26 protein-coding genes are annotated in these 26,308 nt (G+C 43.4%); 8 read left to right on the top strand and 18 right to left on the bottom strand.

Annotation, left to right across the window (positions count from 1 at the left end; all coding sequences use genetic code 11):
* Positions 1-52 precede the first annotated feature (52 nt).
* Together MKX41_RS30145 and MKX41_RS30140 are read right to left on the bottom strand one after the other, a co-directional pair.
* On the bottom strand, positions 53-1,204 hold the full coding sequence (locus MKX41_RS30145) for a winged helix-turn-helix domain-containing protein (RefSeq protein ID WP_340974434.1): 1,152 nt from the start codon (positions 1,202-1,204) through the stop codon (positions 53-55).
* Between the two features lie 145 nt (positions 1,205-1,349).
* Entirely contained in the window at positions 1,350-2,027 is a 678-nt protein-coding gene (locus MKX41_RS30140) for a YjgB family protein (protein WP_340974431.1), read from the bottom strand.
* A gap of 313 nt (positions 2,028-2,340) precedes the next feature.
* Here MKX41_RS30140 and MKX41_RS30135 point away from each other — a divergent pair, with 313 nt between their 5' ends.
* From MKX41_RS30135 to MKX41_RS30125, 3 genes are read left to right on the top strand one after another with little or no spacing between them, the layout of a single operon-like run.
* Positions 2,341-2,838, top strand: a complete 498-nt coding sequence (locus MKX41_RS30135) for an RNA polymerase sigma factor (protein WP_340974430.1) — start codon at positions 2,341-2,343, stop codon at positions 2,836-2,838.
* Positions 2,835-3,191 carry a hypothetical protein gene (locus MKX41_RS30130; RefSeq protein ID WP_340974428.1) on the top strand — a complete coding sequence of 119 codons (357 nt, stop codon included), beginning with the start codon at positions 2,835-2,837 and terminating at the stop codon, positions 3,189-3,191. Before MKX41_RS30135 ends, MKX41_RS30130 begins: the two co-directional genes overlap by 4 nt.
* The gene (locus MKX41_RS30125; protein WP_340974427.1) at positions 3,181-5,493 is read left to right on the top strand and encodes a hypothetical protein; all 2,313 of its coding nucleotides are present in this window, start codon (positions 3,181-3,183) and stop codon (positions 5,491-5,493) included. Before MKX41_RS30130 ends, MKX41_RS30125 begins: the two co-directional genes overlap by 11 nt.
* Before the next feature lie 86 nt (positions 5,494-5,579).
* On the opposite strand, the gene MKX41_RS30120 is transcribed toward MKX41_RS30125, so the two are convergent.
* The 13 genes from MKX41_RS30120 to MKX41_RS30060 all read right to left on the bottom strand — a co-directional run bounded on the left by MKX41_RS30120 (position 5,580) and on the right by MKX41_RS30060 (position 16,953).
* Positions 5,580-6,389 carry an SDR family NAD(P)-dependent oxidoreductase gene (locus MKX41_RS30120; protein ID WP_042185448.1) on the bottom strand — a complete coding sequence of 270 codons (810 nt, stop codon included), beginning with the start codon at positions 6,387-6,389 and terminating at the stop codon, positions 5,580-5,582.
* A 46-nt stretch (positions 6,390-6,435) separates the two neighbouring features.
* Positions 6,436-6,870 (bottom strand): MarR family winged helix-turn-helix transcriptional regulator, encoded by a 435-nt coding sequence (locus MKX41_RS30115; RefSeq protein WP_042185446.1) that lies wholly within the window; start codon positions 6,868-6,870, stop codon positions 6,436-6,438.
* Positions 6,871-6,999: 129 nt separating this feature from the next.
* A complete protein-coding gene (locus MKX41_RS30110; RefSeq protein ID WP_076301072.1) occupies positions 7,000-7,539 on the bottom strand; it encodes an RDD family protein in 540 nt (179 codons plus the stop codon).
* 27 nt (positions 7,540-7,566) lie between these two features.
* Entirely contained in the window at positions 7,567-8,085 is a 519-nt protein-coding gene (locus tag MKX41_RS30105) for a hypothetical protein (protein ID WP_340974420.1), read from the bottom strand.
* The gene (locus MKX41_RS30100) at positions 8,082-8,387 is read right to left on the bottom strand and encodes a hypothetical protein (protein WP_340974418.1); all 306 of its coding nucleotides are present in this window, start codon (positions 8,385-8,387) and stop codon (positions 8,082-8,084) included. The genes MKX41_RS30105 and MKX41_RS30100 overlap by 4 nt, the downstream gene beginning before the upstream one ends.
* A gap of 153 nt (positions 8,388-8,540) precedes the next feature.
* A complete protein-coding gene (gene abc-f / locus MKX41_RS30095) occupies positions 8,541-10,391 on the bottom strand; it encodes a ribosomal protection-like ABC-F family protein (RefSeq protein ID WP_340974417.1) in 1,851 nt (616 codons plus the stop codon).
* 380 nt (positions 10,392-10,771) lie between these two features.
* Entirely contained in the window at positions 10,772-11,686 is a 915-nt protein-coding gene (locus tag MKX41_RS30090; protein ID WP_256716435.1) for a L,D-transpeptidase family protein, read from the bottom strand.
* A 204-nt stretch (positions 11,687-11,890) separates the two neighbouring features.
* Positions 11,891-12,076 (bottom strand): VOC family protein, encoded by a 186-nt coding sequence (locus tag MKX41_RS30085; protein ID WP_340974416.1) that lies wholly within the window; start codon positions 12,074-12,076, stop codon positions 11,891-11,893.
* A gap of 139 nt (positions 12,077-12,215) precedes the next feature.
* Positions 12,216-12,914 (bottom strand): copper homeostasis protein CutC, encoded by a 699-nt coding sequence (locus MKX41_RS30080; protein WP_340974413.1) that lies wholly within the window; start codon positions 12,912-12,914, stop codon positions 12,216-12,218.
* Positions 12,915-13,067: 153 nt separating this feature from the next.
* Positions 13,068-14,036, bottom strand: a complete 969-nt coding sequence (locus tag MKX41_RS30075; RefSeq protein WP_340974412.1) for a sugar phosphate isomerase/epimerase family protein — start codon at positions 14,034-14,036, stop codon at positions 13,068-13,070.
* On the bottom strand, positions 14,037-14,768 hold the full coding sequence (locus tag MKX41_RS30070) for a ThuA domain-containing protein (RefSeq protein WP_042124690.1): 732 nt from the start codon (positions 14,766-14,768) through the stop codon (positions 14,037-14,039).
* 144 nt (positions 14,769-14,912) lie between these two features.
* Positions 14,913-15,992 (bottom strand): Gfo/Idh/MocA family protein, encoded by a 1,080-nt coding sequence (locus MKX41_RS30065; protein WP_042185435.1) that lies wholly within the window; start codon positions 15,990-15,992, stop codon positions 14,913-14,915.
* Positions 15,993-15,999: 7 nt separating this feature from the next.
* Positions 16,000-16,953 carry an AraC family transcriptional regulator gene (locus MKX41_RS30060; RefSeq protein WP_042185433.1) on the bottom strand — a complete coding sequence of 318 codons (954 nt, stop codon included), beginning with the start codon at positions 16,951-16,953 and terminating at the stop codon, positions 16,000-16,002.
* Between the two features lie 392 nt (positions 16,954-17,345).
* Here MKX41_RS30060 and MKX41_RS30055 point away from each other — a divergent pair, with 392 nt between their 5' ends.
* From MKX41_RS30055 to MKX41_RS30035, 5 genes are all read left to right on the top strand, one after another.
* Positions 17,346-18,350, top strand: coding sequence for a LacI family DNA-binding transcriptional regulator (locus MKX41_RS30055; protein ID WP_042185431.1), 1,005 nt, complete (start codon positions 17,346-17,348; stop codon positions 18,348-18,350).
* 153 nt (positions 18,351-18,503) lie between these two features.
* Positions 18,504-19,763, top strand: coding sequence for an ABC transporter substrate-binding protein (locus MKX41_RS30050; RefSeq protein ID WP_076284000.1), 1,260 nt, complete (start codon positions 18,504-18,506; stop codon positions 19,761-19,763).
* An 82-nt stretch (positions 19,764-19,845) separates the two neighbouring features.
* Positions 19,846-20,712: a carbohydrate ABC transporter permease gene (locus tag MKX41_RS30045; protein WP_042185429.1), complete on the top strand. Its 867-nt coding sequence runs from the start codon at positions 19,846-19,848 to the stop codon at positions 20,710-20,712.
* Positions 20,709-21,530, top strand: coding sequence for a carbohydrate ABC transporter permease (locus MKX41_RS30040; protein WP_179085741.1), 822 nt, complete (start codon positions 20,709-20,711; stop codon positions 21,528-21,530). Before MKX41_RS30045 ends, MKX41_RS30040 begins: the two co-directional genes overlap by 4 nt.
* Before the next feature lie 37 nt (positions 21,531-21,567).
* Positions 21,568-23,256 carry a glycoside hydrolase family 13 protein gene (locus MKX41_RS30035; RefSeq protein WP_076301066.1) on the top strand — a complete coding sequence of 563 codons (1,689 nt, stop codon included), beginning with the start codon at positions 21,568-21,570 and terminating at the stop codon, positions 23,254-23,256.
* 116 nt (positions 23,257-23,372) lie between these two features.
* On the opposite strand, the gene MKX41_RS30030 is transcribed toward MKX41_RS30035, so the two are convergent.
* The 3 genes from MKX41_RS30030 to MKX41_RS30020 all read right to left on the bottom strand — a co-directional run bounded on the left by MKX41_RS30030 (position 23,373) and on the right by MKX41_RS30020 (position 26,047).
* Positions 23,373-23,918, bottom strand: a complete 546-nt coding sequence (locus tag MKX41_RS30030) for a GNAT family N-acetyltransferase (RefSeq protein WP_340974410.1) — start codon at positions 23,916-23,918, stop codon at positions 23,373-23,375.
* A gap of 83 nt (positions 23,919-24,001) precedes the next feature.
* A complete protein-coding gene (locus MKX41_RS30025; RefSeq protein WP_340974408.1) occupies positions 24,002-24,535 on the bottom strand; it encodes an NAD(+) diphosphatase in 534 nt (177 codons plus the stop codon).
* A gap of 36 nt (positions 24,536-24,571) precedes the next feature.
* The gene (locus MKX41_RS30020) at positions 24,572-26,047 is read right to left on the bottom strand and encodes an amidase family protein (RefSeq protein WP_340974407.1); all 1,476 of its coding nucleotides are present in this window, start codon (positions 26,045-26,047) and stop codon (positions 24,572-24,574) included.
* Positions 26,048-26,308: the final 261 nt, after the last annotated feature.

Raw genomic sequence — 26,308 nt, 5'->3', positions numbered from 1 at the left:
CAAGAACATATGAAGCATGATCTTAATGTAACGGAGAATTGTCAGAGAATTATCAGAGAGCTGTCATGATATTCATAAGCACGTTTTCCAAGGATTGCTCCAAACGATGGAATCCCCGCTCTTCCTTCTCACGTTCAAATAAATCTGTATATTTCTGATGCAAAGCTGACTTGGGGGAAAACTCGTTACAATAGTGAACAATTCGGTATAACGCATATATCCGCATCGGCACGAATCCTGACATCTCTAGCACCTGAAGCGCCTCATCCAATAACTGCTCTGCTTCACGCCAAGACTTGCGCCGTAGACACCACAAGCCTCTTGCAACTTTATAACTGCCAATCTCACGCAAAAAAGGTTTCTCCTGCAAAAGCACTTCAATGTCTTTTGCCATCCGCTCCAATTCCTGATCTTTTGTCCCCATCCACAAGTGTACGAGCATTTCGGAAATGGCCGTTACAGGAATGAAGTTCTCATACCCAGGCTCTTTAATCACTTCATGCGTTAGCTTTAATCGTTCTATTGCTTTTTCCGGTTGTCCGGCCAATGTGTACAAATCCAGAATATTAAGGATCTCCATTTCACGATGCTGGGGCGGCAAAAGAATCTTTTTCTCAAGGACTAGCTCACAGAACTCTAATTTCTTCTTCGGATCACCCAAAAATATATAACAGATCATCAAAGAATAGAAACGCTCTTCAATCTCAACTTCCTCTGTGTTCAGAAGCCATTCCAAATCTCCCTGCACAAAATGAATATAGATCGAATAGAACGGATCCATTTCATAACCCAAAACATCCTGTTGTCGCGCTAAGGTTAACATGGATCGTCCTTGGCCGTATTGATGATATTTTACGAATACCTCCCGCATCGTCTCTTGCATCTTTGCGTCATATGTAGTCGGATTGGTCATAGTTACTGAGGGTTCCCTCATCGTCAGACTATAGCCAAATCCACGAACAGTCTTAATATCCAAGCCTTGTAGCTTGTTAAGCTTTTTACGAAGGCGATAAATATGATCATCTACCGTTCGCTCTACCGGGTATTCTAGGGGCCATACCTTATCCAACAGTTGTTCTCGACTGAACGTACGCCCTCTATTTTTGTACAAGAACTGAAAAAGCGTAAACTCTTTAGGGAATAATTCAATCGTTATCCCATCTCCGGTCACTTTATATTCACTTTCGATTAATTCCAGCTGCATGATAGAACCTCTCTTTCCCCCGAATCCGCTCATTGGTTACATTATATCAGCCCATCCAAGGCGTACTCCAGATTAAAAATAAACATACAAAAAGAGCAACCCGCAGATTTCTCTGCATGATTGCTCCTTGCACCCATTGCTGGTCTTATCCAGCCATATTATTAATGGAATCCTGTTCACTAAAAACAGAGATGTGACCTACCTTACCCGTCGAGTTTGGAATAATGAATTTCAACTGGAATTGATCATTGGCTTGATAAGTGTAGATCTTATCCTCGCCATTTACTTTGGTATCATCCGGCTTGCCCAGTGTAGACTCGATCTGTTTCAGTGTTAGCTCTTGCAGTGCAGCATCACTGGAACGAACATCGAAGATTAGGCTCCCTTTATTGAATCCGAATACGACATGTTCATCAGTATAGGTAGCATAAATACCTTTTCCCGCTGACTCTTGTTGATCAGGTTTACCCCAATCGGCTTCTACCTCATCAATTAGTCCGGTATGAGCAGCATATTCAACACCGGGCACCTTCCCCTTTTTAGCAAGCTCAAGTAATTCTTGAAGTTGTTTGTCGCTATTCTGCGGATTCGCATTGGCTGTATCTTTATTAGTTTCCATAGGGGAAGCGGTCGCTGCTGGTGCGGCTTCCGAAGGAGTGGCTGATGGGCTAACTTCTGGTTCTGCGGTTGCTGTTACCGTTTCAGTTGGCACCGTAGTTGGGGAAGCAGAATTAGCTTGCTCATTGTTCGAGCTGCATCCAGCTAATCCAATCATTCCTGTGAGCAAAATAGAAGCTGCTAAAAATTTAATCTGTACCGACATGATGCCATCTCCTTAGTAGGTTAGCTCAAAACCAGCTTGCAAAAAAATGAAACTGAAAATATAGACGATACTGAAATGAAAAAGTTTCATCAGCCAAGGAGGGCTTGGCTTGGTCTAAATATCATTTACCCAAATCTGCTGAACATCAATAAATTACGGGACATCATCTCGGGAGATACTCCCCCTTAGTAAAAATATTCCACACAAACGCAACCTTAATCCTCCAAGCCGCATCTTATTAGTAAAGGGAGGGGAGCTTCATCTGAATATTATAGAGAGAATCAAAGCAAAGGATGAGTCAGCTCTCCGCCTATTGATGGACGATTACGGCGATATGCTGCTCCGAACCGCTTGCTTACTGCTCAAAGATCGACAGAGTGCCGAAGAGGCGGTACAAGATACTTTTATTCAAGCCTATGCCAAAATGAATCAGTTGCAGGATCCGGAACGGTTAAAGGCTTGGCTCATTCGCATCGTAGTCAACCGCTGCCGCATGAAGCAACGGACTTGGAGCTGGCGTAATATTTTCCCCTCGGGTGGGTCAGAGCTACAAGCCAGCGATGATGCGGGCTTCACTGCCGGGGCAGAAGATCTTTTCATGGTGGAATGGCATAATGTTAGACTCGCCGAGTTCATCAGGAATCTCGATTATGTATACCGCGAATGTCTGACGTTATATTACTTTCATGAGATGAGCATCCGTGAAATTTCCGAGCAATTGAATATACCGGAGAATACGATTAAATCCCGGTTAGTTAGAGGACGGACACTCTTAAAAAAGATGTTGGAGAAGGAGGGACATTTCTTATGAATACGGGGAACACGGAGAATACGAAACGCGAAGCTATCAAGCAACAGCTAGATGAAGAACTACAACCCATACACTTCGAAGGACATGAACTCGTCCTCAAGATGACCCACCCTCCAACCTTTGGAGCCCGTCTCTTGGCTTTCTGGAATAAAGAAATCGAGATCCCTGTGAAACCTATAGACGCGATTGGTGCCATTATTCTAGTCATATCATTGACACTGCATCAACCAGAGGTTAAACATCAACCACAACAAAACGTCCAGCAGCACCCGAACCGTGAACTTATTGAGGCTGGAGGCAATACGTACTGGAAGGATATCTATGATCAGGCGGTGAAGAGACATGCGAATTAAGATCAAAGTCAAACATCTAGTGTCATTCGTGCTACTCCCTGCCTCCCTGCTCATTCTTCTATTTAACTTTCTGCCCTCCTCAAAGGCACAAATGGAGGAAAGCCCAGCTGTTCAATCTAACCTTGCCCGTACAGAACTTCTGAAAAAGCTAGAGTCTACAACTGGCAGTAAACGTATGGAGCTTATTCAAACAAATATCATCGATAAGGAGCATGGCTACGATCCCTACAGATATGACGTAAATATTGGCCCCTCTATGAGTCAGTGGAATCATGATGAACCAAGTATTTCCGACTTGCTGTCAGAGGATAAAATCGCGTTGCTAGAGGAATACATCCTTGATGGGCCAGCGAATAATACACGTATATTTGCGGTTAAGCTGCTTGCCTACGAATATGATGCTCTTGGTCGTAGGGACGACGGAGATCAAGCGCTAAACACCGCCGCAAAACTGTTAGACAGAGATTCTAGCGTGGCAAAAGAACTGGCGCTGCTTCAAGCAGAACGTGCCCTGAATCGTGGGGATACAACAGCCGCTGAATCTATTCTTGAACAAACCACATTTCCATACGAGAATCAGAAAGATTTAGAAGCGCAAAAAGCATGGCTTACCGGGCGCCTGCTCTTCACGAAAGGCAAAGCGCAGGAAGCCCTTGCCGTAGTAACCAATGGCTTGGAGAGCTACAAAAAATACTGGCAGGATATTCATAAACAAATGAGTCTTGTCATTAGTAACTCTGATAAAGACACCGCAGACAGCGAAGCAGCGGGCTCATCATCAAGTTCAGCACCAACGATTGGCACTTCAGAAGCCGAAATGCAGCTTGAAGCGCTAATATCTGCCATTCAGTCAGCTGTAGATATGGGAAGTACCTCAACAGCTGTCGTATCTGGAACCCTAACCCGAAGCGATGGGACACCAATCTCGCGCGCAGGTATTTTTCTCCGTGCTGAAAGCGAGGTTAATCACAGCATCACAGCTGCTGAACCGTACCGAATCGTTACCGACGATGAAGGGCGTTTCGAATTCCACGGTGTGATTCCGGGCTTCTATCAATTGCAGCTTGGACTTAGCTATGATCAGATCGACGGATGGACTTGGCCTGTACAGTATGACGATTGGATTGAAGTTAAACCGGATGATAGGTTGAATGAGAGCATTGTTCTACAACCTCTGCTTGAGCTTCAGTCTCCTATTAATCAGGAGACGATAACGGGTCAGTCTGTAGATTTCCACTGGAAGGCTGTTGAAGGTGCGGCTTACTATCGTTTAAGCGGTGGGGTCTCGATGGTGGGGAGCTCCTTCAGTTCGCAGATTCGGGACCATATCACGGACAATCAAGTCTCTATTCCAGTAGATGAACTCTATTACAACAGTGGTTTCTCTTACGGCAGTGGCGGAGAGGGCTTTGAATCGATTGATCCTCTATCTTTTCTCGTGTTCATGAATCCTGAAGCACGATTTTCATGGAATATCGAAGCATTTGATGCGGATGGACATCTGCTTACCCGCAGTAATGGCTACAGATTGAACGAAGACACCGTTGGTAATCTGCCCTTCTTCTATCTCAAGGAACGAGAATTAACCACAGCCGATAGACTATTGCTAAATAAGAAACCTGATCAAGCCATAGAAATGTACCAACAGAATGTTGCCGATGATCCAGAGGATGCTCATGCCCTGCACATGCTTGTGAAGCTGATGTACGCTAAATCCTCCCTGACGAAGGATGACTCATTAGAAGATCAGGCAATTCCGCTACTCCAAAAGCTCATACAGTTGCATCCTTATTCTAATTATGCCTTCACGTTGTCACAGTACTATTTTAGCCATGCGGACTGGAAATCATATAACGAGTATTATTCCCGCTACATTGAGCTGAGTCAAACTAAGGGGGATGACTATGACCGCTCGATTAATGCTACAGCTCTCATGCATCAAGGCAAGCTAAAAGAAGCACGCGAACAATTTGCTATGGCTTTAGAGCATGATGACAGCCATCGTTTTATTGGCAGCTATTTGGCGGCAGAATTATACGCTGGTGAGTCGCTCTCTTCTGTAATGACACTGGCTGAACATTACCCCGAACACAGCTTCGGTCATAATGGGTATCGTTGGCCGCAAATGCTTAAACAGCTCATAGCTGAACGAACGAAACAGCCTAACAACTTTGACCAAGAGCTGAAGGAAAAACTCGGATGGTATATGAATGGTCAGACAGATGTTTTGAAGCAATGGATTGATAGCACAAAATCCTCAGCACTGAAAACCTTTATACAGGCTGTTTTAGCGGTAAGCTAACTTAGCCTAACTCACTTATACAAACAAAAATCCGGTCCTGCTCGTTGAACACGAGCTTAGGACCGGATTTTTAATTACGCATGAATTTATTTACCTTTAGCTTCCATCATGTAATTCTGGAAGTCCGTAATGCTCGGGTTGGACATATAGTGACCACCCTCTACTTCAATCGTTTGACCAGTAATGAATTTAGATTCATCCGATGCCAGGAACAACACTGTGTTTCCGATATCATCCGCTTCTCCATGGTAAGGCAGAGCGTTGAACTTCTGGAAAATATCCAGCACAGCTGGCGGCATATTTCTTGCAGCCGCAGGTGTTAAGATCAGGCCCGGAGCCACTCCGTTGCAACGAATCTTATCTTTACCATATTGTGTGGCGATGTAACGAGTTAGGTTCACAACAGCTGCCTTAGAGGAGCCATAAGCCGTGCGCAATGAGTCTCCAGCAAATGCTGACATGGAAGCTGTGTTAATGATCGAACCCCCGCCCGCTTTAATCATATGTGGAATGGCAAACCGGCTGCCTAACAGAACACTTTTGGTGTTCACATTCATCAAGCGATCCCATTCTTCCAAATCTATGTTGACGACATCTAGGTCTTTTTGCAGATTAGTTAGACCTACATTGTTAAATAAGACTGTAATCGTGCCATACTGAGCGACTGTGAAATCAACAGCTTCCTTGATCGAATCCGCTTGGGATGCATCCAGGAAAAGACCTTCCGCCTCTCCACCCTCACTTTTAATCTTAGCCGCTGCTTCTTTGGCAGCCTCTACATTAAAATCGGCGATGACAACTTTGGCTCCTTCTCTAGCCATTAAAGTAGCGGCTGATAAGCCAATACCTGAAGCGCCTCCAGTTACTAATGCAACCTTACCTTGAACTCTTCCCATATTCATACCCCTTTATAATGTGATTAAGATTCTTAGATGACTTCATTTATGTTTCAGAGCTATCAAAGCTCGTTAACAACTTTTCATAGATTTTCAAGAATTGCTGCAGTTCTTCTTCATCGAGCTTCTGAAACATTTCAGCTCGGAGCTCCTGCCCTTTTAGCTGTGCTTCCTTCAGTACATCTCTGCCTTTATCCGTGATAGACAGCAGTACATTTCGGCGATCATCCTCGTTATATTTGCGCTCGGCCATTTCCTGCTTAATTAAGCGATTGGCAATATTCGTCATCGCCCCCGGCGTATAACCTAGCTTCTTAGCCAAAGTAGTTTGCTTCTGAGGACCCTTTTTATTCAATTCTCCCAAGACGAGAACAGGAGATATCCCAATATTGTGGTCAAAAGCATTCATCCATCGAACAATAATTTCATTCGTGAATAATTCAACTGCATGTATGAGTCTAAAAATATCTGGGTTTTCCAACACATCCTCCTTAGATATTCATAATTATTGGCTGCTTCGAAATATATTTTAACACTAAAATATTTAATAGTAAATTGTTTAATAGTAAAATACTTAATATTAAAAAAAGAATGCTTATAAAAGCATCCTTTAGATTGCGGATTTATCAACAACATAAGTACCAGCCATCATATCGTGAAGCGCCCGTTTACGGGGAGTAAATGCGACAAATAGATAATCCACAAGCATGATGAGGCCAAGTATTTTACTGAGGTCAGTAGCTAAAGGTGCCCATAAATTAAGAGTGGTGGAAATCACAGTGAGATCGTAGAGGCTTACGCCAACAATCATTGAAAAAATCGTACTCATGATTCGGAAAATATTTCGAATTAGTGCTTCCTTCAACGTTGGGATATTCCCTTGCTGATTGACAATTTTCATCTTTAAAACCAGCTTCCCAGGCGTTCCGCCAAATCTAACGATCATAAAAACATCAAACACGACGAAGAAAATATACTCAAGGATGATGGGAATCTCCGAATGCAAGGATATAGCTAATGAATTGAATATCCAGTATACAATAACCGCAGGTATCAGAATGATAAGGAGATCAAGAATAGTAGCGAGAACTCTTTTCCAAAAGCCTATGAAATCCTCCTGTTCCAAACGTTCAACTTTATAATTATCCATTTTAGGGCCTCACTCTCTATGCTTACTTTATTCATTCATCCTGATTATCCGCTCTTCAATAATGGTTTCCAGTTCCTTATTATGCTTTAGAATCACCCGTCTATCAGAAAAATTATTCGTTAATTCAATTATTCTATGTATCGTTTCCTGATCATATCCCCGATTCCATTCAAAAATCATCACATACAGATTCTTAAACGATTGCTTATAATTCGCTTGCTCGAATCCAAGTCTTGTCTTTATAAACCTTGTAATGACTCTCAAATCCCTGAATACTCGATTAGGTCTCAGAATAACGATTAAATCTGCTTTTCCAAAGCTCTCTTGCCCCCACTTATAATGTACGCCTTCCAGGATCCATGACGGTTTATCGAGGATCTCCTTCAATTGCGCATCCCTTTCTTCAACAGAATAACGGAGGTTTTCGCCATTTCTATCCCATACCAAATTATCTGTTTCGTAATAATTCACACCATACTTTTTGGACAGCTCTCTAGCGATATAGGATTTGCCACTTCCACAGGCCCCGATGATTCTAATCCTCATAGGCTTAGCCGCCCGATCGGCAGGATGATAAGTCCAAGCGATATAACAGTTATTATTCTCGTAGTGAGGATCGTTAGCTTTTGATTTTTGTGCGATTTGTACCAACCTTTAAACTGAAAATGATTCCGATACAGCATAAAAAATATCAATAAATTCCCGAGCGCCATACTCCAGTTATACACAGGCTGACCAAATATAGATTGATATATAAATCTCTCTACCCCGCCTAAAATAAACAAGGTCAACATAAGCAATACACACATTCGAAGTAATTCCAATATAAAAGAACCTAGTTTTGTCATTTCTAGAGCCTCCCCTTCAAAATTTTCTGTATGCAAAACATCCATATTCATCCAATTATACACTTTGACTGTGATGACTCCTAACGGAATATTCGAAAAAACAACCCAGCCCAAGATACCTTCTATCCTGAGCTAGGTTGTGTCGGTTCTTCCTTATGAGTGTATAGTTTTTTCCTTACCCTCTATTTCCTGAATCTGCGCCCTCAGATTAACGATTTCCGCCATTAACGCTTCATTCTCCTCCTCTGTATCCCTAGTTCCGCTCTGGATCAGTTGATTCAGACGCAGCTGCAGAAGAACGAGGTCGTCCTCAAGGGCCTGTTCTTTACGGGTAAGCACTCGACTCCTGTCTTTTGAGATGTATTCCTCATAGGAACCTTGAAAAAACTTCGGTGCCTGAGTCGGTGCTAGTATTACCAAACGATTAGCTACTTTAGTGTGAAGGTACCGGTCATGTGAGACCATCACAATTCCTCCCGGATATACCCTTAGCGCTTCTTCTACTCGTTCCCTAGTGTCAATGTCCAGATAATTGGTGGGTTCATCCAGTACTAATAGGTTAGCTTTTCCAAAGTACAGTTTAAGGAAAGCTACACGACATTTCTCCCCCAGACTTAAATCACCAATTCGTTTAAAGACATCATCCCGCGAAAATAAAAAGCAGCCCAGAATCGTTCGTGCCTCCGTTTGGGTCATACCTGGCAGTTCAAGCAAACTATCCAGAATGGTGGACGACACCGCTAGATTATCGAGCTCTTGCGCAAAATAACCAACCTTCGTACGCGGATGCAGCCGCACTTCACCTTTGCTAGGTTGATGAATACCAGCAATCAGCTTCAGCAAAGAAGACTTACCGACACCATTAGGACCCAGAATAGCGAGACGATCTCCTCGACTCAATGTCAAACTGAAATTTTTCAGTACAGGCGCACTACCCTTATATGCAAAATCAATCTCGCGGAGTGACAGCAAAGTGTCCGCCATAAACGCTTCACTTTCCAGCTTCATCTTCAGCTTACTTGTCTCGTGTGGTAATTCCACACGGTTCTTATTTAATCGTTCGAGTGCAGCTTCCTTCGCATGAAGACGAGATACGTTCTTCTTTGATTTCGCACGCAGGAAATCATGCTGTCCGGCAGCACGGTGTGCCTGTTGGAACCATTCGGAATACCTTCTGATGCTCTCCAGCAGCTTCTCCTTTTCCTGTTCCTGCTTCTTATATTGTCCCTCTAGCGTTCGCGCCTCTACCTCCTTCTGCTCCCGATACTGCGTATATCCACCCGAATACCGGCGGCACCCCTCTGGACTAAGCTCCAGCAACGCCGTCGCCGTTCGATCGATGAACGTACGATCATGCGAAACATAAAGCACAGTTCCGGGATAGGTGTGGACCCATTGTTCCAACCACTCCATCGTTTCTCCATCTAAGTGATTCGTCGGCTCATCTAGAATCAACAGCTTCGGCTGCTGGGCTAACAATGCTGCCAATTGAACGCGTGTCTTTTGCCCACCGCTTAGCAATGGGTACGGCACATTCCAAACCGAACGCTCAAGTTTGAGCTGCTTCAAGCATTTTTCGGCTTTAGCCTCCCAGTCATATCCACCAAGCTGCAAGTATTGATCGTACACTTCGGCGTATTCAGTAAGTCCCGCTTCACTCTCGTCGTTCTGCTCCTGCAACCTCTGACTGAGAATTTCAAGCCTGCGCTTCAATTGGGGGAGCTCTGGCGATCCGGCGATTACGTAATCCAAGGCGGTCACTTCTTCGGACACTTCTAGCTGCTGATCCAGCACACCCCATTCCTCACGTGGCAAACCATGATAGATACTTCCCTCCTCAAAGAGGAGGCGACCGATCAGCCCCTTAAGCAATGTGGTTTTGCCGATTCCATTACGACCGAACAAGAGCACACGCTCTCCTTCTGATATCTCAAAGGACACCTTCTCGAACAACAGGGTCCCGTTCCATTCTTTACGTATATTTTTTGCTTTTATTAGGGTCATATTCCATTCCTCCGATTATATTGCAAATAAAAAACCGCAGCCAGCGGTCTGCGGTCAAATAGCGTATGATGGGGGAATGCGCCATAACATGAATAGACTAAGGCCATGATCACCTGCTGCAGGCAGAGTAAATCAAACAATAGATAGATCTATTCATATAAAAGCAACGTAAGGTTCCCGACCGACACACGTATCCCTGACCGTTATCACCCTGAACGGGTGATCCGTGACTTGTGCATATGCACTTCACAAGCTCTATGGTCTTCTTCTAGGAAACGTGTTAGTTATTCATTAGTCGGTGGTCCTCCGTCATTGTCCGAATTGGTTTGAATGAATATAGTATATACCCATTTAAGCCAGAATTAAAAGTTCAAGAATAGTTATAAAATAATCTTTACCGACTGAGACTGTGAACTCCATTGCACCTGAATACCAAATAATTCGGGCAAGATGCTCAGCGGAATCATCAATCGACCATTTTCATTACGGGACGCTGGTATCGTAAGCGTCTTTCCATTTACAACAGCCTGATCGGATAAAGGCTGATGTGCCACCGTACGATTTCCTATCGTAATTAGCAGTGCACCTGTTCCAGCTTTGCTCTGTAAAGTTCCACCTAACAAGGCTACAGATTCTCTCAGCGGAACAAATACACGGGAGTTATCCATTAAAAAAGGATCTTTTAGCTTTGTCGTGACTCCATCCAGCTCAAAAGCTCCAGCAAACATCTTACTTCCTACGGAATACCCATTTTTAGTCGCAATACTCTCCATAGCCAGTGTGCTTGTTGTAATAATGACCCTTGTATTTTTAGCTATTTTTGGGTACAGCCAGTGGATGTCATCATTATGCATTCGAATACATCCGGCGCTGACATACTTTCCTATGGAGGACTCATTATTATTGCCGTGAATCGCATATGTGGTACCATAAGTTCCGTTCACTTCTAGCCCTAGCCAGCGGTCGCCAAGTGGATTGGCCGGATCACCCCCGGGTATTTTCTCTTTGTAATAGGGTCTGTTCTTTACTTTAACTACCATTTTGAAGCTGCCTTCAGGCGTCAGTTCCTTTGATTTTCCTGTTGCGACTGGAAAAGTCTTCACAAGCTTGCCATCACTGAAATACGCGAGTTTGTTTGTTTTTTTGTTCACGATAATCAGATCGGATCCAGCAGCAGCTTCCGCCTTTCCCACACCTGTAAAACATGCAGCGAACAGAAGTCCAAATACAAGCATCAGCTTCATGTTCCGCTGTAATAATGATTCAAACCGGCCACCCGAAACGAAAAATCCCAATTTTCTCCACCTCCATATATAAAGACGAAATCATTTCAATTTTGTTGCATATCAACCTGTACCTATTCTTTTCAACTCGTCCCCCACATTTGACGCAGAGATTGCAATACTGTAACCAAGTGAACGCACATTAAAAAAGCCGACCTTTGGATAACCAAAGATCAGCTCTATATTTTATATGCTCAGTATTTCATGATTAGACAACTAATGTTTCTTACCTGAACCAAATGCAATCACGTATCCATCCGGATCTTTAATCGCAAAATCCTTCCAGCTCCCCCAGTCTGCTTCCTGAAGATCAGGCTCTTGAACAAATTCTGCTCCTTTACCCTTTAGCTCTTCATATAGCTCGTCAAGCTCAGAATGAGTCTCCACATAAGCATAGGTCATCCTCCGATTGTCATATTTGGCTTGATCAACATTCGTAAATTTAATATTCCGATTTTATAATATCATCCAATATAAGGAAATTAAATCGAAATCAACGGACAAGCCTATCGAAGAATGAAATCAATAAGTACCGGTGAGGTTACTGCTCTTTTCTTTGATCCAAAAAGTTTCGAACAACCTGCAAGCGAAGAGGATCTATCGGCTTTAGCGCATCTCCATCTTCTCTAACGGCAGAACCGAAATGCACTCGGCGCACACCCGTTTGTTTTATAAAATCACTTAACCCATCTGCCGTTAACCCACTGCCAGCAAGAATAGATATAGATTGCTTCGAGGTAAGCTGCTCCAGCGCAGCAAGACGTTCCGCACCTTTAGGGGCTGTATTCTCGGCTCCTGATGTTAGAATATCAGTAATTTGAGGATAACGCATCAATATTTCTAACGCCTCAAATTGATCCCTCACTTCATCAAAAGCACGATGGAATGTCACCTCCAAACCTTTTGCAGTACGAAGCAACCTTTGAAGTGACTCTTCGTCAATTGTTCCATCAGGGCGTAACATGCCCATTACGACAGATAACCCGCCGATAGATACGATATGCTGAATATCCTGCTCCATGGTTTCTATATCATCCTTATCATAATAAAAGGATCTGGCATGGGGTCTAACCATTACCCTGACCGGGATAGAGACAGCATTGCGCACTTTTTCAATAAGTCCCAGACTGGGCGTCAATCCCCCTTCACTGATCCCAGTAATCAATTCAATTCGATCAGCTCCATAACGCTCGGCCAGTACTGCATCACTTAATGTTGTAGCAATAACTTCTAATAACATTGTTGTCTCTCCTTTATTCATCTTAGAACCTTGCTTTCTGCTATTTTCTTCATCCGCACATTATCCTAACCCACATCCACATAAACACGCAAAAAAAGATCTTGATCCTCTACAAACACTAGAGAATCAAGACCTTTCGTTCTTAAACTATTCTTACGCCCACCACATACCTTGTGGTTGATCGCGAATAAGAATGGATTGCAAATTGGTTACGGCACGTTGGAAGCCTTCGTCTACCGTCATAAGAGGGTCTTCATGCTCGATGCTGACCACATAATCATAACCGTAAGTACGCAGCGCACTCATGATATCCGACCATTCAGATATGCTGTGTCCACAGCCAACGGAGCGGAAGGTCCACGCGCGGGTCTGTACATCGCCGTAAGGCTGCATATCCGTCAGACCATACATATTAATATTGTCCTGATCCAGGTACGTATCCTTGGCATGGAAATGATGGATCGCGCCAGCTTTACCAAGAATCTTGATCGCGCCTACAGGATCGATGCCTTGCCACCAAAGATGGCTCGGGTCTAGATTCGCGCCGATCGCATCACAGGTTGCTTCTCTAAGCTTCAGAATCGTGTAAGGAGTATGGCAGAGGAATCCGCCATGAAGCTCGATACCGATCTTAACGCCATGCTCCTCAGCCAGCTTACCAATTTCCTTCCAGTAAGGGATCAGTTTATGCTCCCACTGCCAGGTTTTAATGTCGCTGTACACGGTAGGCCAAGGTGTAACTGGCCAGTTCGGTGCTTTTGCATCGTCGCTGTCTCCCGCGGTTCCCGAGAAAGTGTTCACTACCTTAACGCCCATTAGCGAAGCTAGCTTGATCGACTTACGCAGAATTTCGTCGCCTTCACGAGCTTCTTCTTTATCCGGCGAAATCGGGTTATTATGGCAACTGAATGCACTGATCATAATGCCACGTTTCGTGAACTTCTCCAGATATTCCTTACGTGCTGATTCGCTAGCAAGCAGCTCATCTGTTGGACAGTGAGCATTTCCGGGATTGCCTCCTGAACCGATCTCTACCGCATTCAAACCAGCAGCAGCGATTTTATCAAGCATCTCTTCGAGAGTCAAACTTCCAAATACAGGATCAAATACGCCTAATTTCATTTATAATACCACCTTTTCTTTGATTGGCTCCAAAGCTTCAGAATGTCCGTAAACTGGATAATCACGCTTCGTTGGTGCACACCAGTTCACACCATTGATGATCACTCTTTGGATTTCTTTGTTGTAATAGGTTGGATAAGATTCATGACCGGGTTGGAAATAAAAGATCTTCCCGTTCCCACGACGATAGGTCGATCCGCTTGGGAACACATTGCCGCCTTCAAACCAGCCGACAAAAATTAGACTCTCTGGTGCTGGCACATCAAAATGTGCTCCGTACATTTCCTCTTGCTCCAAATCGATATATTCACCAATGCCCTCAGCAATCGGGTGACTTGGGTCCATAACCCAAAGACGCTCCTTCTCCCCTGCTTCACGCCACTTTAGATCACAGCTGGTGCCCATTAACTTCATGAATATTTTGGACATATGACCCGAATGAAGCACCACTAGCCCCATGCCTTGAAGCACTCTTTGGTGAACACGATTTACAATCTCATCACTAACTTCTTGATGGGCAACATGTCCCCACCAAATCAGTACATCTGTGTTATCCAGCACTTCTTGTGTCAGTCCATGCTCCGGTTCATCCAGCGTAGCTGTCTGAGCGTCCAGTCCAGCTTCCTGAAGGAAGCTTGCCAATTGTCCGTGAATCCCTTGCGGATAGACCTTGAGAATTCTCTCTTCCTGCCGTTCATGGCGGAATTCATTCCATACCGTTACTCTGGTCACTTTGGACACACTCCTAGTTCATAGTTATCTATGTCGTTAAACTTGACTGTTTATTCAAGAAGAAACGCCGTTGTCATCCTTAGAAGATGCAAACGTTTCTCGTAGAAAAGTAAGGATTAAGTATAACGTGGAACTTATACTTTCTTACTTTTCAAAAAATACAGGCATGCCAGTCTCAGAGGATTTATAAATAGCCTCCAAGATGCGGGTAACAACGAGCGCCTGCTCTGGCTTCACTACAGGCTCGGTGTCATTGACGATGCTTTCGATCCACTGAGTAGCCTCGGTCAATGCAGGATCATCTCCCGCGCCATCATAAAAGTCAACGCCGCCGGCTTCCAAGCTGATATGCTTCTCGAATGTTTTGCCGTATTCTTCTCCGTTAATGCGCAGACCGTTCTCCATATCCGCTCCACCTTCAGTACCGCAAAGCACCGTCTTAGCTTCACCAACATCAAGGGTATTCAGCGCCCAGCTTGCTTCGAGAACGATGCTAGCTCCATTCTCCATAGTAATGAATCCAATTGCGGAATCCTCAACTGTAAATTTCTCTGGATCCCACGGGCCCCAAGCGTTCGCAGCGTTTTTACGACCGGACAGCTTATGATAAGCGTTACCGACAACATATTTTGGTTTGTAGTTATCCATCATCCAAAGAGTCAAATCAAGGGCATGAGTACCGATATCAATCAATGGACCTCCGCCTTGCGCTTCCTCGTCCAGAAACACGCCCCACGTTGGAACGGCACGACGACGGATCGCCTTAGCTTTAGCATAATAAATCTCTCCAAGACCATCATTCTCGCATACCGTATGCAGATAAGCTGAATCTGGTCTGAAACGGTTTTGGTAACCGATGGTCAGCTTCTTCCCAGTTCGTTTTGAAGCATCGATCATTGCTTGCGCTTCTGCTGTGGTCTTAGCCATCGGCTTTTCACACATTACATGCTTGCCTGCCTCCATTGCCGCAATGGAAATCTCTGCATGGGAAATGTTTGGTGTACATACATGAATTACATCTATACTTGCATCTTTAAGAAGCTCTTTATAATCTGTGTAAACCACGGAGCCCTCATCCCCAAACTCCGCTTTTGCCTTCTCAGCACGCTCTGGAACGATATCGCAAAAAGCAACCATTCGAGCACCTTCCACTTTTGATAACGCTGGCATATGTTTGCCGTTTGCAATGCCTCCGCAGCCGATAATTCCTACTGTTAATGTCATTTTTGTTCTAACCTCCACTTGTTCCTGTTTTGATATCTCTATCATACAAAGCCCGGGGGCGTCTTTCTTCCTGCATTCTTGCTGTATTATTCCCGAATATTGTCTTATGGTATTTTAGTGGGGATATCCCCGTGGCATCTTTGAAAAAATGATGGAATGTCTTCACGCTGCCAAATCCGGCGGCTTCCGCCACCGCAGACATCGGCAAATCTTCATTGATTAAGATCCATTTAGCTTTGTTAAGCCGATATTCGTTTAAGAAAGCTATAAAGGTCATACCAGTATTCTTCTTGAATAGCTTGGTAAAATAATACGGACTAAAGCCCATATAGCTAGCTACCTCATTCAGCGTAATGGCTTCCTGGTAATGCTGCTCTACATAAATAAAAATCCGCTCTAATCTTTCCAGCGTTTCTCTAGACTGGTTCAGCGTATCTTCCGAGAACTTAGGTTGTTTATTGAGTGCACTCTTCGGCACTTCCCGTAAAATAACGGTCAATAGTTCAAACAATCTAGCTTTGATTAAGTAAGCGTACCCATCTCTTCGCTGCACGTCTTCCTCATAAATACTCTCAATCAGCCCTTTGATCTTCACGGCGGTTGCTTCGGGCCATTTTGAACTAGAATGCTCCATAAGCGTAAAAACCTCACGAAGCGAATAATCACTTCCGCTCAAAGCTGCGACTTCCTGAAACAGGTTAAGATCGAATTGAATTACTACCCGTTCGCTTTCAGGTGAAGCGAGAAAATAATGAACATCCCCACCGTTGATAAATTGAACCTCACCCTGCTCCATGTGAATAGGGGTATCATTTATTCCCAGATTTAGACTTCCTTTAGTTACATATATAATTTCAATTTCTTTATGCCAATGCGGATAGCACAGCGTATCTCCTCCACATAGTAAACTTCTAAAAGGAAAATGCTTATCCACATCTGGAATTTCGAGATAAATATTCATAAGCGCAGCTCCTTATCCGGTTAAACACTAAACCAACGATAAACATGTCAATCCGATTTCACGTAAGCGTTTACTGTCTAAATGTTAGTCCTCTAATATTCTTTTGTCAATTCTGGGTCTCTGTATTCTTAATATCCTGCTCCAACTACATTTCTCCCTCTTATACACCACTTTAACAGAGATTTTCTGGTAATTTAATCGGTGTCATTCTATTAAAAAATAATTACCTTTCATGGTTCCTATCATTCACATATTTTTTAAGTGGAGTTGACAAGCATACCTGCCAGGATTTATATTCAGGGTAAGCGTTTACGTAATACTTTTTAAGTAATTTGATTTTCGAAGCGTAAACGTTTAATCTAAGGCTAACCGTAATCTAAGGAGTCGTATGAATGAACCCAACAATTAAAGATGTTGCACAAAAAGCGAACGTTTCCATTGCAACAGTCTCTCGCGTGCTAAACAATTTAAGTGGGTACTCCGACAAGACGAAACAAAAGGTAAATGAGGCTATCAAAGATCTCGGCTATCAACCTAACGCGATTGCTCGTGGCCTAATCAATAAGCGTACGCAGACGATTGGTGTAATGTTTCCAAGTGTTTCTGGAGCGTTCTCCTCCGATCTGCTTAAAGGCATTGAGGAATTGGCCAATGACCGCAATTACAGTGTAATGGTCTGTAATACCGACCAGGATGGTAAACGAACGTTAAAGTACTTACAACTCTTAAGGGAGAAGCAGGTCGATGGCATTATTTACTCTAGTGAGGTCTTGAAGAAAGAGTATTACGATGTGCTAGAAACCATGAAGATCCCAGTTGTGTTGGTTTCTTCTCAAACGGAATTTGCCAGTGTACCTTATGTGAAAGTAGACGATTACCAGGCTGCTTATGATGCTACCCTCTACTTAATTTCCAAAGGTCATAGCAAAATAGCCATGATCAGCGGAAATCCAAGCGATGCTATCGCTGGTGCACCCAGAGCCGAAGGATATCGTAAAGCGCTTGAAGCGAGTGGGATTCCTTTCGACAGCCGCTATCTCACCTTTGGAGACTTTCTGTATGAAAGCGGGAGCATTGCAATGGAAGCTCTCTTGGAGCAAGCCCCTGATGTCACTGCCGTCTTTGCCGCTAGTGATGAAATGGCGATTGGTGCTCTTTCCACGGTCATCAAATATGGTTTAAGTGTTCCCGACGATATATCCATTATGGGTTATGACGATCTTGGAATGGCGAAAATGATTATTCCTCCGTTAACTACAGTGCGTCAACCACTGTACGATATTGGTAAGATCGCCGTGGAGAAGCTTATTCAGATGATTGAAACAGGCGAGACTGTGGATAGTAAAATTGTCGATCACTTAATCGTGGAAAGACAAACGGTAAGATCACTTACCTGAGTCTTTTTACCCCTTTTACGTAAACGTTTACTCTCTATTGGTGATGCATATCTGTCGTCTATAAGTAGCAGAATATCAATTAGTTTTCATTTACGTACATGTTTAATCTCTTACATGTTCATAATACCAACAAATTATTAGGAGGATTTAATCATGAAAAAAACAATCAAACCCGTAGTGGTTAGCGTACTGGCTATGTCCGTACTTAGTGCCTGTGGTAGCAATGCGGCTGACAACAGCGCAAATAGTGGTGGAAATGCCTCCTCCGGCGAAAAGGTAAAAGTCGAGTTTTTCCAAAATAAAACCGAAGCCAAAGCCACCTTCGACAAGCTGGTTGCGAAATTCAATGAAGCCAATCCAAATATTGTTGTCACACAGGTTAACCCGCCAGATGCTGAAACGGTATTGAAAACTCGTGCAGCGAAGAAAGATATTCCTGACGTGGTAGGGATCGGAGCAACTGACACCTACAAGACGTTATCTGGCAGCGGTCTTTTTGAAGATTTCACAGGCGATCCACTCGCTGAGAATATCCAGCCAGCATATCTTCAAATGCTGAAAGACCTGACGGGTTCGGACGAACTGAATGGTCTCCCATTCTCTTCAAACGCAAGTGGTGTTATTTACAATAAAGCGATGTTCGCTGAAGCCGGTGTTACTGTTCCAACTACTTGGGATGAGTTCATGGCTGTCGCTCAAAAGTTCAAAGACAGCGGTAAAAATGCTTTTTACCTGACACTGAAGGATTCATGGACAACACTTACGCCGTTCAACTCCCTCTCCACGATCATTAAAGGGAATGATTTCTTCAAGGAGCGTGCGGCAGGCACTGTAACCTTCGCAGACAGCTTTAACGAGGTCGCTGAAAAGCTGCTTAAGCTGACGGAATACGGACAAAAAGATATTTTTGGTAAAGGTTACAATGACGGAAACACAGCATTCGCTAAAGGTGAATCAGCAATGTACCTGCAAGGCGTATGGGCGATCCCAGAAATCGTGAAAGCCAATCCATCCATTGAACTTGGCGTATTCCCATTCCCAGCAACAAATGATGCTGCCGATAACAAAGTCATTTCTGGCGTAGATACGTTGCTGACGATTTCCAAGAACACTAAACATAAAGAAGAAGCAAAGAAATTCGTAGACTTCCTGCTTCAACCTGAGAATGTTAGCCTATACATCAATGAGCAAAAAGCATTCCCAGCTGTAAAAGGTGTAACACAAGATGATCCAACGATGGATGGCTTCAAAGAAGCGTTTACCGCTGGCAACTTGGCTGACTTTGCTGACCACTACATCCCAAGTGCGATGAAAGTGGATACCATCAACCAATCCTTCTTGCAAAAGAAAGACATTAAAGCTTACCTAGAACAGCTTGATAAGGAATGGGATAAAGTAGCTAACCGGAAATAAACTGATCAGACAAACATGAACCGCGAAAGAGAACGGGGCTTCCCCTCTTCTCTTTCGCTTTTACAATGAGGAGGATTACATGATGGCCAAACGCCGAGTCGCCTTTTATCTGATGACTATACCGGCATTACTTCTTTTCTTTGCCTTCCATACCTTTCCTGCAATCCAGGGTATATATTATTCGTTCACGAACTGGGACGGCTTTAGTGACAGCTTTGATTACGTAGGATTTAAGAACTTCATTAACATTTTTCAAGATGAAAATGTGTTGAATTCATATGTGTTCACTTTTAAATATGCCATTCTAACCACTATTCTTATCAATATCATCAGCTTGTTGATTGCGCTTGGACTTAACGCCAAAATTAAAGCTAAAAACTTTTTCCGTGGCGTATATTTCTTGCCGAATATCCTCAGCGTATTGATTGTTGGTTTTATTTTTAACTACTTGTTCGCTAATGTATTCCCTATTTGGGGTGCGAAAATCGGCAGCGAATTCCTATCACAGAACATTCTCGGTAACTCCGACTGGGCTTGGATCGGTATCGTCATTGTAGCCGTTTGGCAGGGGATTGCTTATAACACGATTCTCTATCTGGCGGGTCTTCAAACCATTCCTCATGATCTTTACGAAGCTTCCAATCTGGACGGCGCTAGCCGCTGGAGAGAATTCTGGAGCATTACGTTTCCAATGCTTGCTTCCTTCTTCACCATCAATATGGTGCTCGCGATGAAGGGCGGTCTAATGGTATTCGACCAAATCGTTGCCTTGACAGGCGGGGGTCCAGGTCGTTCAACGCAATCCATTGCCCACTTAATCTACACAGGCGGCTTCCAAGGCGGAGAATTTGCGTATCAATCGGCGAACGCCGTGATTTATTTTATCGTGATTGTCGTTATCTCCGCCCTTCAGCTTAAATTTCTGCAGAAACGGGAGATGGACTTATGATCAAAAAATCAACCAACTGGCCTGTAACGATTCTTATCGCCCTAGGCTCAATACTGATCCTGTTTCCGCTGTACATGACCATTGCCATCGCACTCAAGAATCCCGAGGAAATGGCTCAATCAATCTTCTCGCTGCCAACTGGCCTGCATTTTGAGAACTTCTCCAATGCGATTAAAGCAACGAATTTCTTCAATGCATTAGGAAATAGTACCGTGATTACCATTACAACAGTCGTGTTCATATTGCTTACCAACTCCATGGTAGCCTATGCTATTGCACGTAATATGAAGCGAAGATTTTTCAAAGTGCTGTACTTCTATTTTATCAGCGCAATGTTTATCCCTTTCCAGATTATCATGCTGCCTGTGGTCAAAGTGACTACGGATCTGCACATGAACAACATTGTAGGGATTATTATTCTATACGTCGTATATGGTCTGGCCTTTAACGTGTTTGTTTACACCGGTTATATCCGTTCCATTCCGTATGAACTGGAAGAAGCGGCTACAGTAGACGGTGCATCAACCTTCGGAACGTTCTGGAAGATTATTTTTCCGCTTCTTGCTCCTGTTAGTGCAACGATCGGTATCCTGTCTTGTCTATCCACTTGGAATGACTTTATGTTACCGCTGGTTCTGCTCGGCGATCAGGATTCCTACACACTTCCGCTGGTACAATATGTATTCCAGGGACAGTTCAGTACAGATTTCAACTTAGCTTTCGCTTCATATTTGCTCGCATTAACCCCGATGCTCATCGTCTATTTGTTCGCACAAAAATGGATTATCAGCGGACTTACATCAGGATCCATTAAATAAAATAGTAAGATCTATATAGAGATAGGAGATTACAACCTTGGATAAAAAATGGTGGAAAGAAAGCGTAGTGTATCAAATTTACCCCCGCAGCTTTAAAGACAGTAACGGGGATGGTATTGGTGATCTGCAAGGGATTATTTCGAAACTTGATTATTTAAATCATCTTGGTGTCGACGTGGTGTGGCTGTGCCCAGTGTACCAGTCGCCTAATGACGATAACGGTTATGATATCAGTAATTATCAAAGTATTATGGATGATTTCGGAACGCTCTCCGATTGGGAGGAACTGCTTGCTGGTCTTCACAGCCGTGGCATGAAGCTGATTATGGACCTTGTGGTCAACCATTCCTCAGATGAGCATGCTTGGTTCGTAGAGTCCCGCAAATCGCAGGACAATCCTTATCGTGATTATTATATCTGGCGTCCGGGTAAAGACGGACAGCCGCCGAACGACTGGGGCTCCTTCTTCAGTGGATCAGCTTGGGAATACGATGAGAAATCAGAGGAATATTACCTCCATCTATTCTCCCGTAAACAACCCGATCTAAATTGGGACAATCCAAAGCTCCGCAAGGAAATCTACGATATGATGACCTGGTGGCTGGATAAAGGAATTGACGGATTCCGCATGGACGTAATCAACCTGATCTCCAAAGTACCGGAATTACCTAGCGTTTCTGGGGAAAGTAACGGAGAACAGCCTACGTACCACTTCGGTGGAGACTATTTCGTTAACGGTCCACGCGTACATGAGTATATGCAGGAAATGAACCGTGAGGTGCTATCCAAGTACGATATCATGACAGTGGGTGAAGCCGTTAATGTCACTCCAGAAGAAGCTTCACTGTATGTTTCCGAGGATCGTAACGAGCTGAACATGGTATTCCATTTCGAGCTCATGGACGTCGATTCCGGTCCTGGAGGTAAATGGAATGTACAACCTTGGAAGCTGGCGGACATTAAGTCCATTATTTCCAAGTGGCAAGTCGCACTCGACGGTAAGGGTTGGAACAGCTTGTATATGAACAACCATGATCAGCCGCGTATGCTATCCCGCTTTGGTGATGATAAGCTGTTCCCGAAAGAGTCTGGCAAAATGCTAGCAACACTGCTTCATACGCTCCAAGGTACACCTTACATCTATCAAGGTGAAGAAATCGGCATGACAAATGTACAATTTGCTTCCATCGATGACTACAAGGATATTGAAATTGTAAATATGTATAAGGAATACTTGGCTGCCGGACACTCGGAAGAAAAAATCATGAATTCCATTTACATCAAAGGTCGGGACAATGGCCGTACGCCGATGCAATGGAACTCGGAACCGCAGGCAGGCTTCACTACCGGCAATCCGTGGTTGGCTGTGAACCCTAACTACAAAGATATCAACGTAGAGAAGGCACTGGCTGATCCCGATTCTATTTTCCACTACTATAAGAAGCTAATTGAACTGCGTAAGCAGCATGAGATTATCGTATACGGAAACTATACAATCTTGGCCGAGGAGAATGAGCAGGTATACGCTTATCTACGTACTCTTGGAGAAGAACAGCTACTGGTTGTATTGAATTTCTTCGGAGAGCCTACGACTTTCGAACTTCCTTCTACTGTGAAATTCCAAGCGAAGGAATTGCTTATTGCCAACTACGAAGTAAATCCAGAAGAAGAACTAAACACAATTCAGCTTCGTCCTTATGAAGCTCGTGTATATAAGCTTAAATAATAAAATCCATCCGATCTGTCAGCAAAGGTCAATGGTAGAACTATAAAAAGGAGCCCTTCGGCTCCTTTTTGTTTTCCTATATGCTTGTAAAAACTTTAAATTTCACTTTATGTAGCTTAACCTTCAGTGTTTATAATTCCATAATGAATAAGGTCATCATATTTATTTTCTTTATAGATATGTTGCATGAATATGCCTTCCTCCACCATTCCACATTTCTGCATCACCCGCCCAGAGCCGGGATTTGAAGCAAAGTGTCTTGCAAATACTTTATGATAATGCTTTTCTGAAAAAGCAAACGCAATGATCGCTTTTGTTGCTTCAGTCGCGTATCCTTTCCCCCAATATTCCTCACCGATCCAATATCCAACTTCACCATTTCTGTGTGCTTGCTTATTTGTCAGTCCTATAGCTCCATAAAGCTCGTTTGTACTTTTATCAGTAATCGCAAACTCATAATACATATTATTGATAAAATTCTCTTCATGAGCTTCAATCCATGATATTGCACATTCGATAGTGTATGGATAAGGTAGAGTCAACGTACTTTTGTAGATATTATAATTATTACAGAGTTCAGAGACACGTTTGGCATCAGATAATTCAAAGGGTCTCAAACTCAATCTTTCGGTCGTCATTCTTCTTTTCTCTTGATTAAACATTGTTTTACCTCCGCTCCAGAATCTTCTGCACCATCGGCATCGCCAAACTCATAATTCTCAGCTAAAAGCTATATACTATCATCTTACATTGTTCCTCCTACCGACACTGGATTTACCTGTACCTGATCTGCATGCAATTTTTCAATAATGGCCAACAGGAAGGTTTCGGCTAGACTATTCTTTTTAATAGCACTGGCGGCCTCTTCCAAAGTAAACCATTCTGCATGATCTACCTCAGCACTCACCTGATTTAAGTCCTCCGTATCTGCAACACCTATAAAATTCAGCATCAGCGTATTAGAAGGTGCGAAATACAAGCTGCGCATATATTCATAAGCTACAATATCAATTCCTACCTCTTCTTTTACCTCACGAATAAGTGTGGTTTCCGCATCTTCACCTTTATTCACGTACCCTGCAAGCAATATATAATCTGGTCGGTTATACTGCTGGATCAATAGAATCTTATTCATATCCCGATTTAATACTGCTGTACTGATCGCCGTGCTAAAAATAGGGAATCTGAACATTTCGCATGCATTACAATAAGGTACCTTCCCTTCCCCATCGCTTTCTTTCATTACTAACGCTGTTCCACATTCAAGACAATATTTCAAGCTGATCTCTTCCTTCTATAATAAAGTAGTCAATACCTATTCCAGTTGCGGTGGAACACGATGCTGCGTAGCTTGTTCAAACCCATAGGCTATGGATAGGAGCGTAGGCTCACTATAGGCTTTTCCGGAAAAAACTACACCAAAGGGCCCCCGAGTAGGATCACCATCAGCATCAATAATGCCCTGTTCTACATACCCTGCCGGAACGGTAATTAACGGATACCCCAAGCGTGCCGCAATATACATACCATCTACATCACCTGGCAGTAATAATGCATCCAAACTATATTGTTCCAACACATAATCTATTCCTTGCTCGAGCGCTAGCTTTCTGTATTCTTGTTTCTTTTGCTGATACTCTTCTTCGGTTAAAGTTACTTCCTCTGACCTAGTTAATGTGTCTTGCCCATATTGTAATGCGATTTCAGCATGGATCTCATTATACGCTATCAGTTCTTGCAAAGAGTGAATCGGAACGGAATCATCTACCCCAGATAAATACGCATTGAGCCCCTTTTTAAATTCATAACAGATCACATCATTATTCCAGTTTTGTTGTTCAACGTAAAGCGTAACCGGATCTATAATCGTAGCTCCTTCATTCTTCAAAGTCTGGATAGCTGCTTCCATAATTGAAAGTCGCTCTGCATCTAAATGGTTATAATAATGCCGTGGGATGCCTATTCTTGCTTGCCGTATAAAGCTTTTATCTAGAAATGGAGTATAGTCCGTAAAAGCATGCTTCTCGCTCGATAATGTTGCTTCATCCTTGTCATCTACTCCCGTTAATGCCCCCAAAATAATCGCCGCATCCGTAACCGTTTTAGCAATAGGTCCAGGAGTGTCTTGGCTAACTGAAATAGGAATCACTCCAGTACGACTGACTAATCCGACCGTTGGTTTGATCCCGACGAGAGCATGCTGACAGGCTGGCCCAACAATTGACCCCGCGGTTTCCGTTCCGATCGACGCTGCTGCCAAATTCGCCGCAATAGCTGCCGCAGGTCCAGAACTAGATCCGCTGACAAATACGCTCCCCGGTCCGTAAGGATTCAGCACTAGCCCTCCCCGGGAGCTATACCCAGCTGGCATTGAACTAGACATAAAGTTAGACCACTCCGACATATTCGCCTTTCCAAGCAAAACAGCTCCTGCCGACCGAAGTTTCGCAGCTACGAAGGAATCTTTTGCAGCGAATGATCCTGCTAAAGCTATTGACCCAGCACTCGTATGCATTTTATCCGCGGTATCTATATTATCCTTCAACAATATAGGAATACCGTGTAGACTTCCCCGACTTCCTTGTTCCCTACGTTCAATATCCAGTGCTCTAGCGATGTCTTTAGCCTCTGGATTGATTTCTAAGATTGCGTTTATGTCTATATCGTACTTATGAATCCGTTCCAAATAGGCTGCTACCAAATCTTCTGAGCTGACTACGCCTGCTTCCATAGCCGCTTGCAGCTTTGCAATATCCGCTTCTATTATCCATTCCTGAATTTTGATCTTCATCAGAACAGCTCCTTCAAGTATAATCGCCTTCGGCGTCCTTATAAGGACGGTAAGCGTTTAGCGAGAAATATAAGGATAAAATATAGCGTGAAACGTATACTTTCTTATATTTCAAAATAATGTAATTCTCCCTAGCATAAACCTACCATAAATGATTAGCTCAAGGACATGACGAATTTGACTATAATTATTTAAACCTGTGATTTGACTCCCTCGGCTACAGATGATAGGGTATTTTCGAAGTTAAATTTTTCCGGGAGG

The organism is Paenibacillus sp. FSL R5-0475 (genome assembly GCF_038004585.1).
Lineage (GTDB): Bacteria > Bacillota > Bacilli > Paenibacillales > Paenibacillaceae > Paenibacillus_AQ.
The sequence above is the reverse complement of the archived record's forward strand: the minus strand, read 5'-3'. Positions and strand labels throughout refer to the sequence as shown.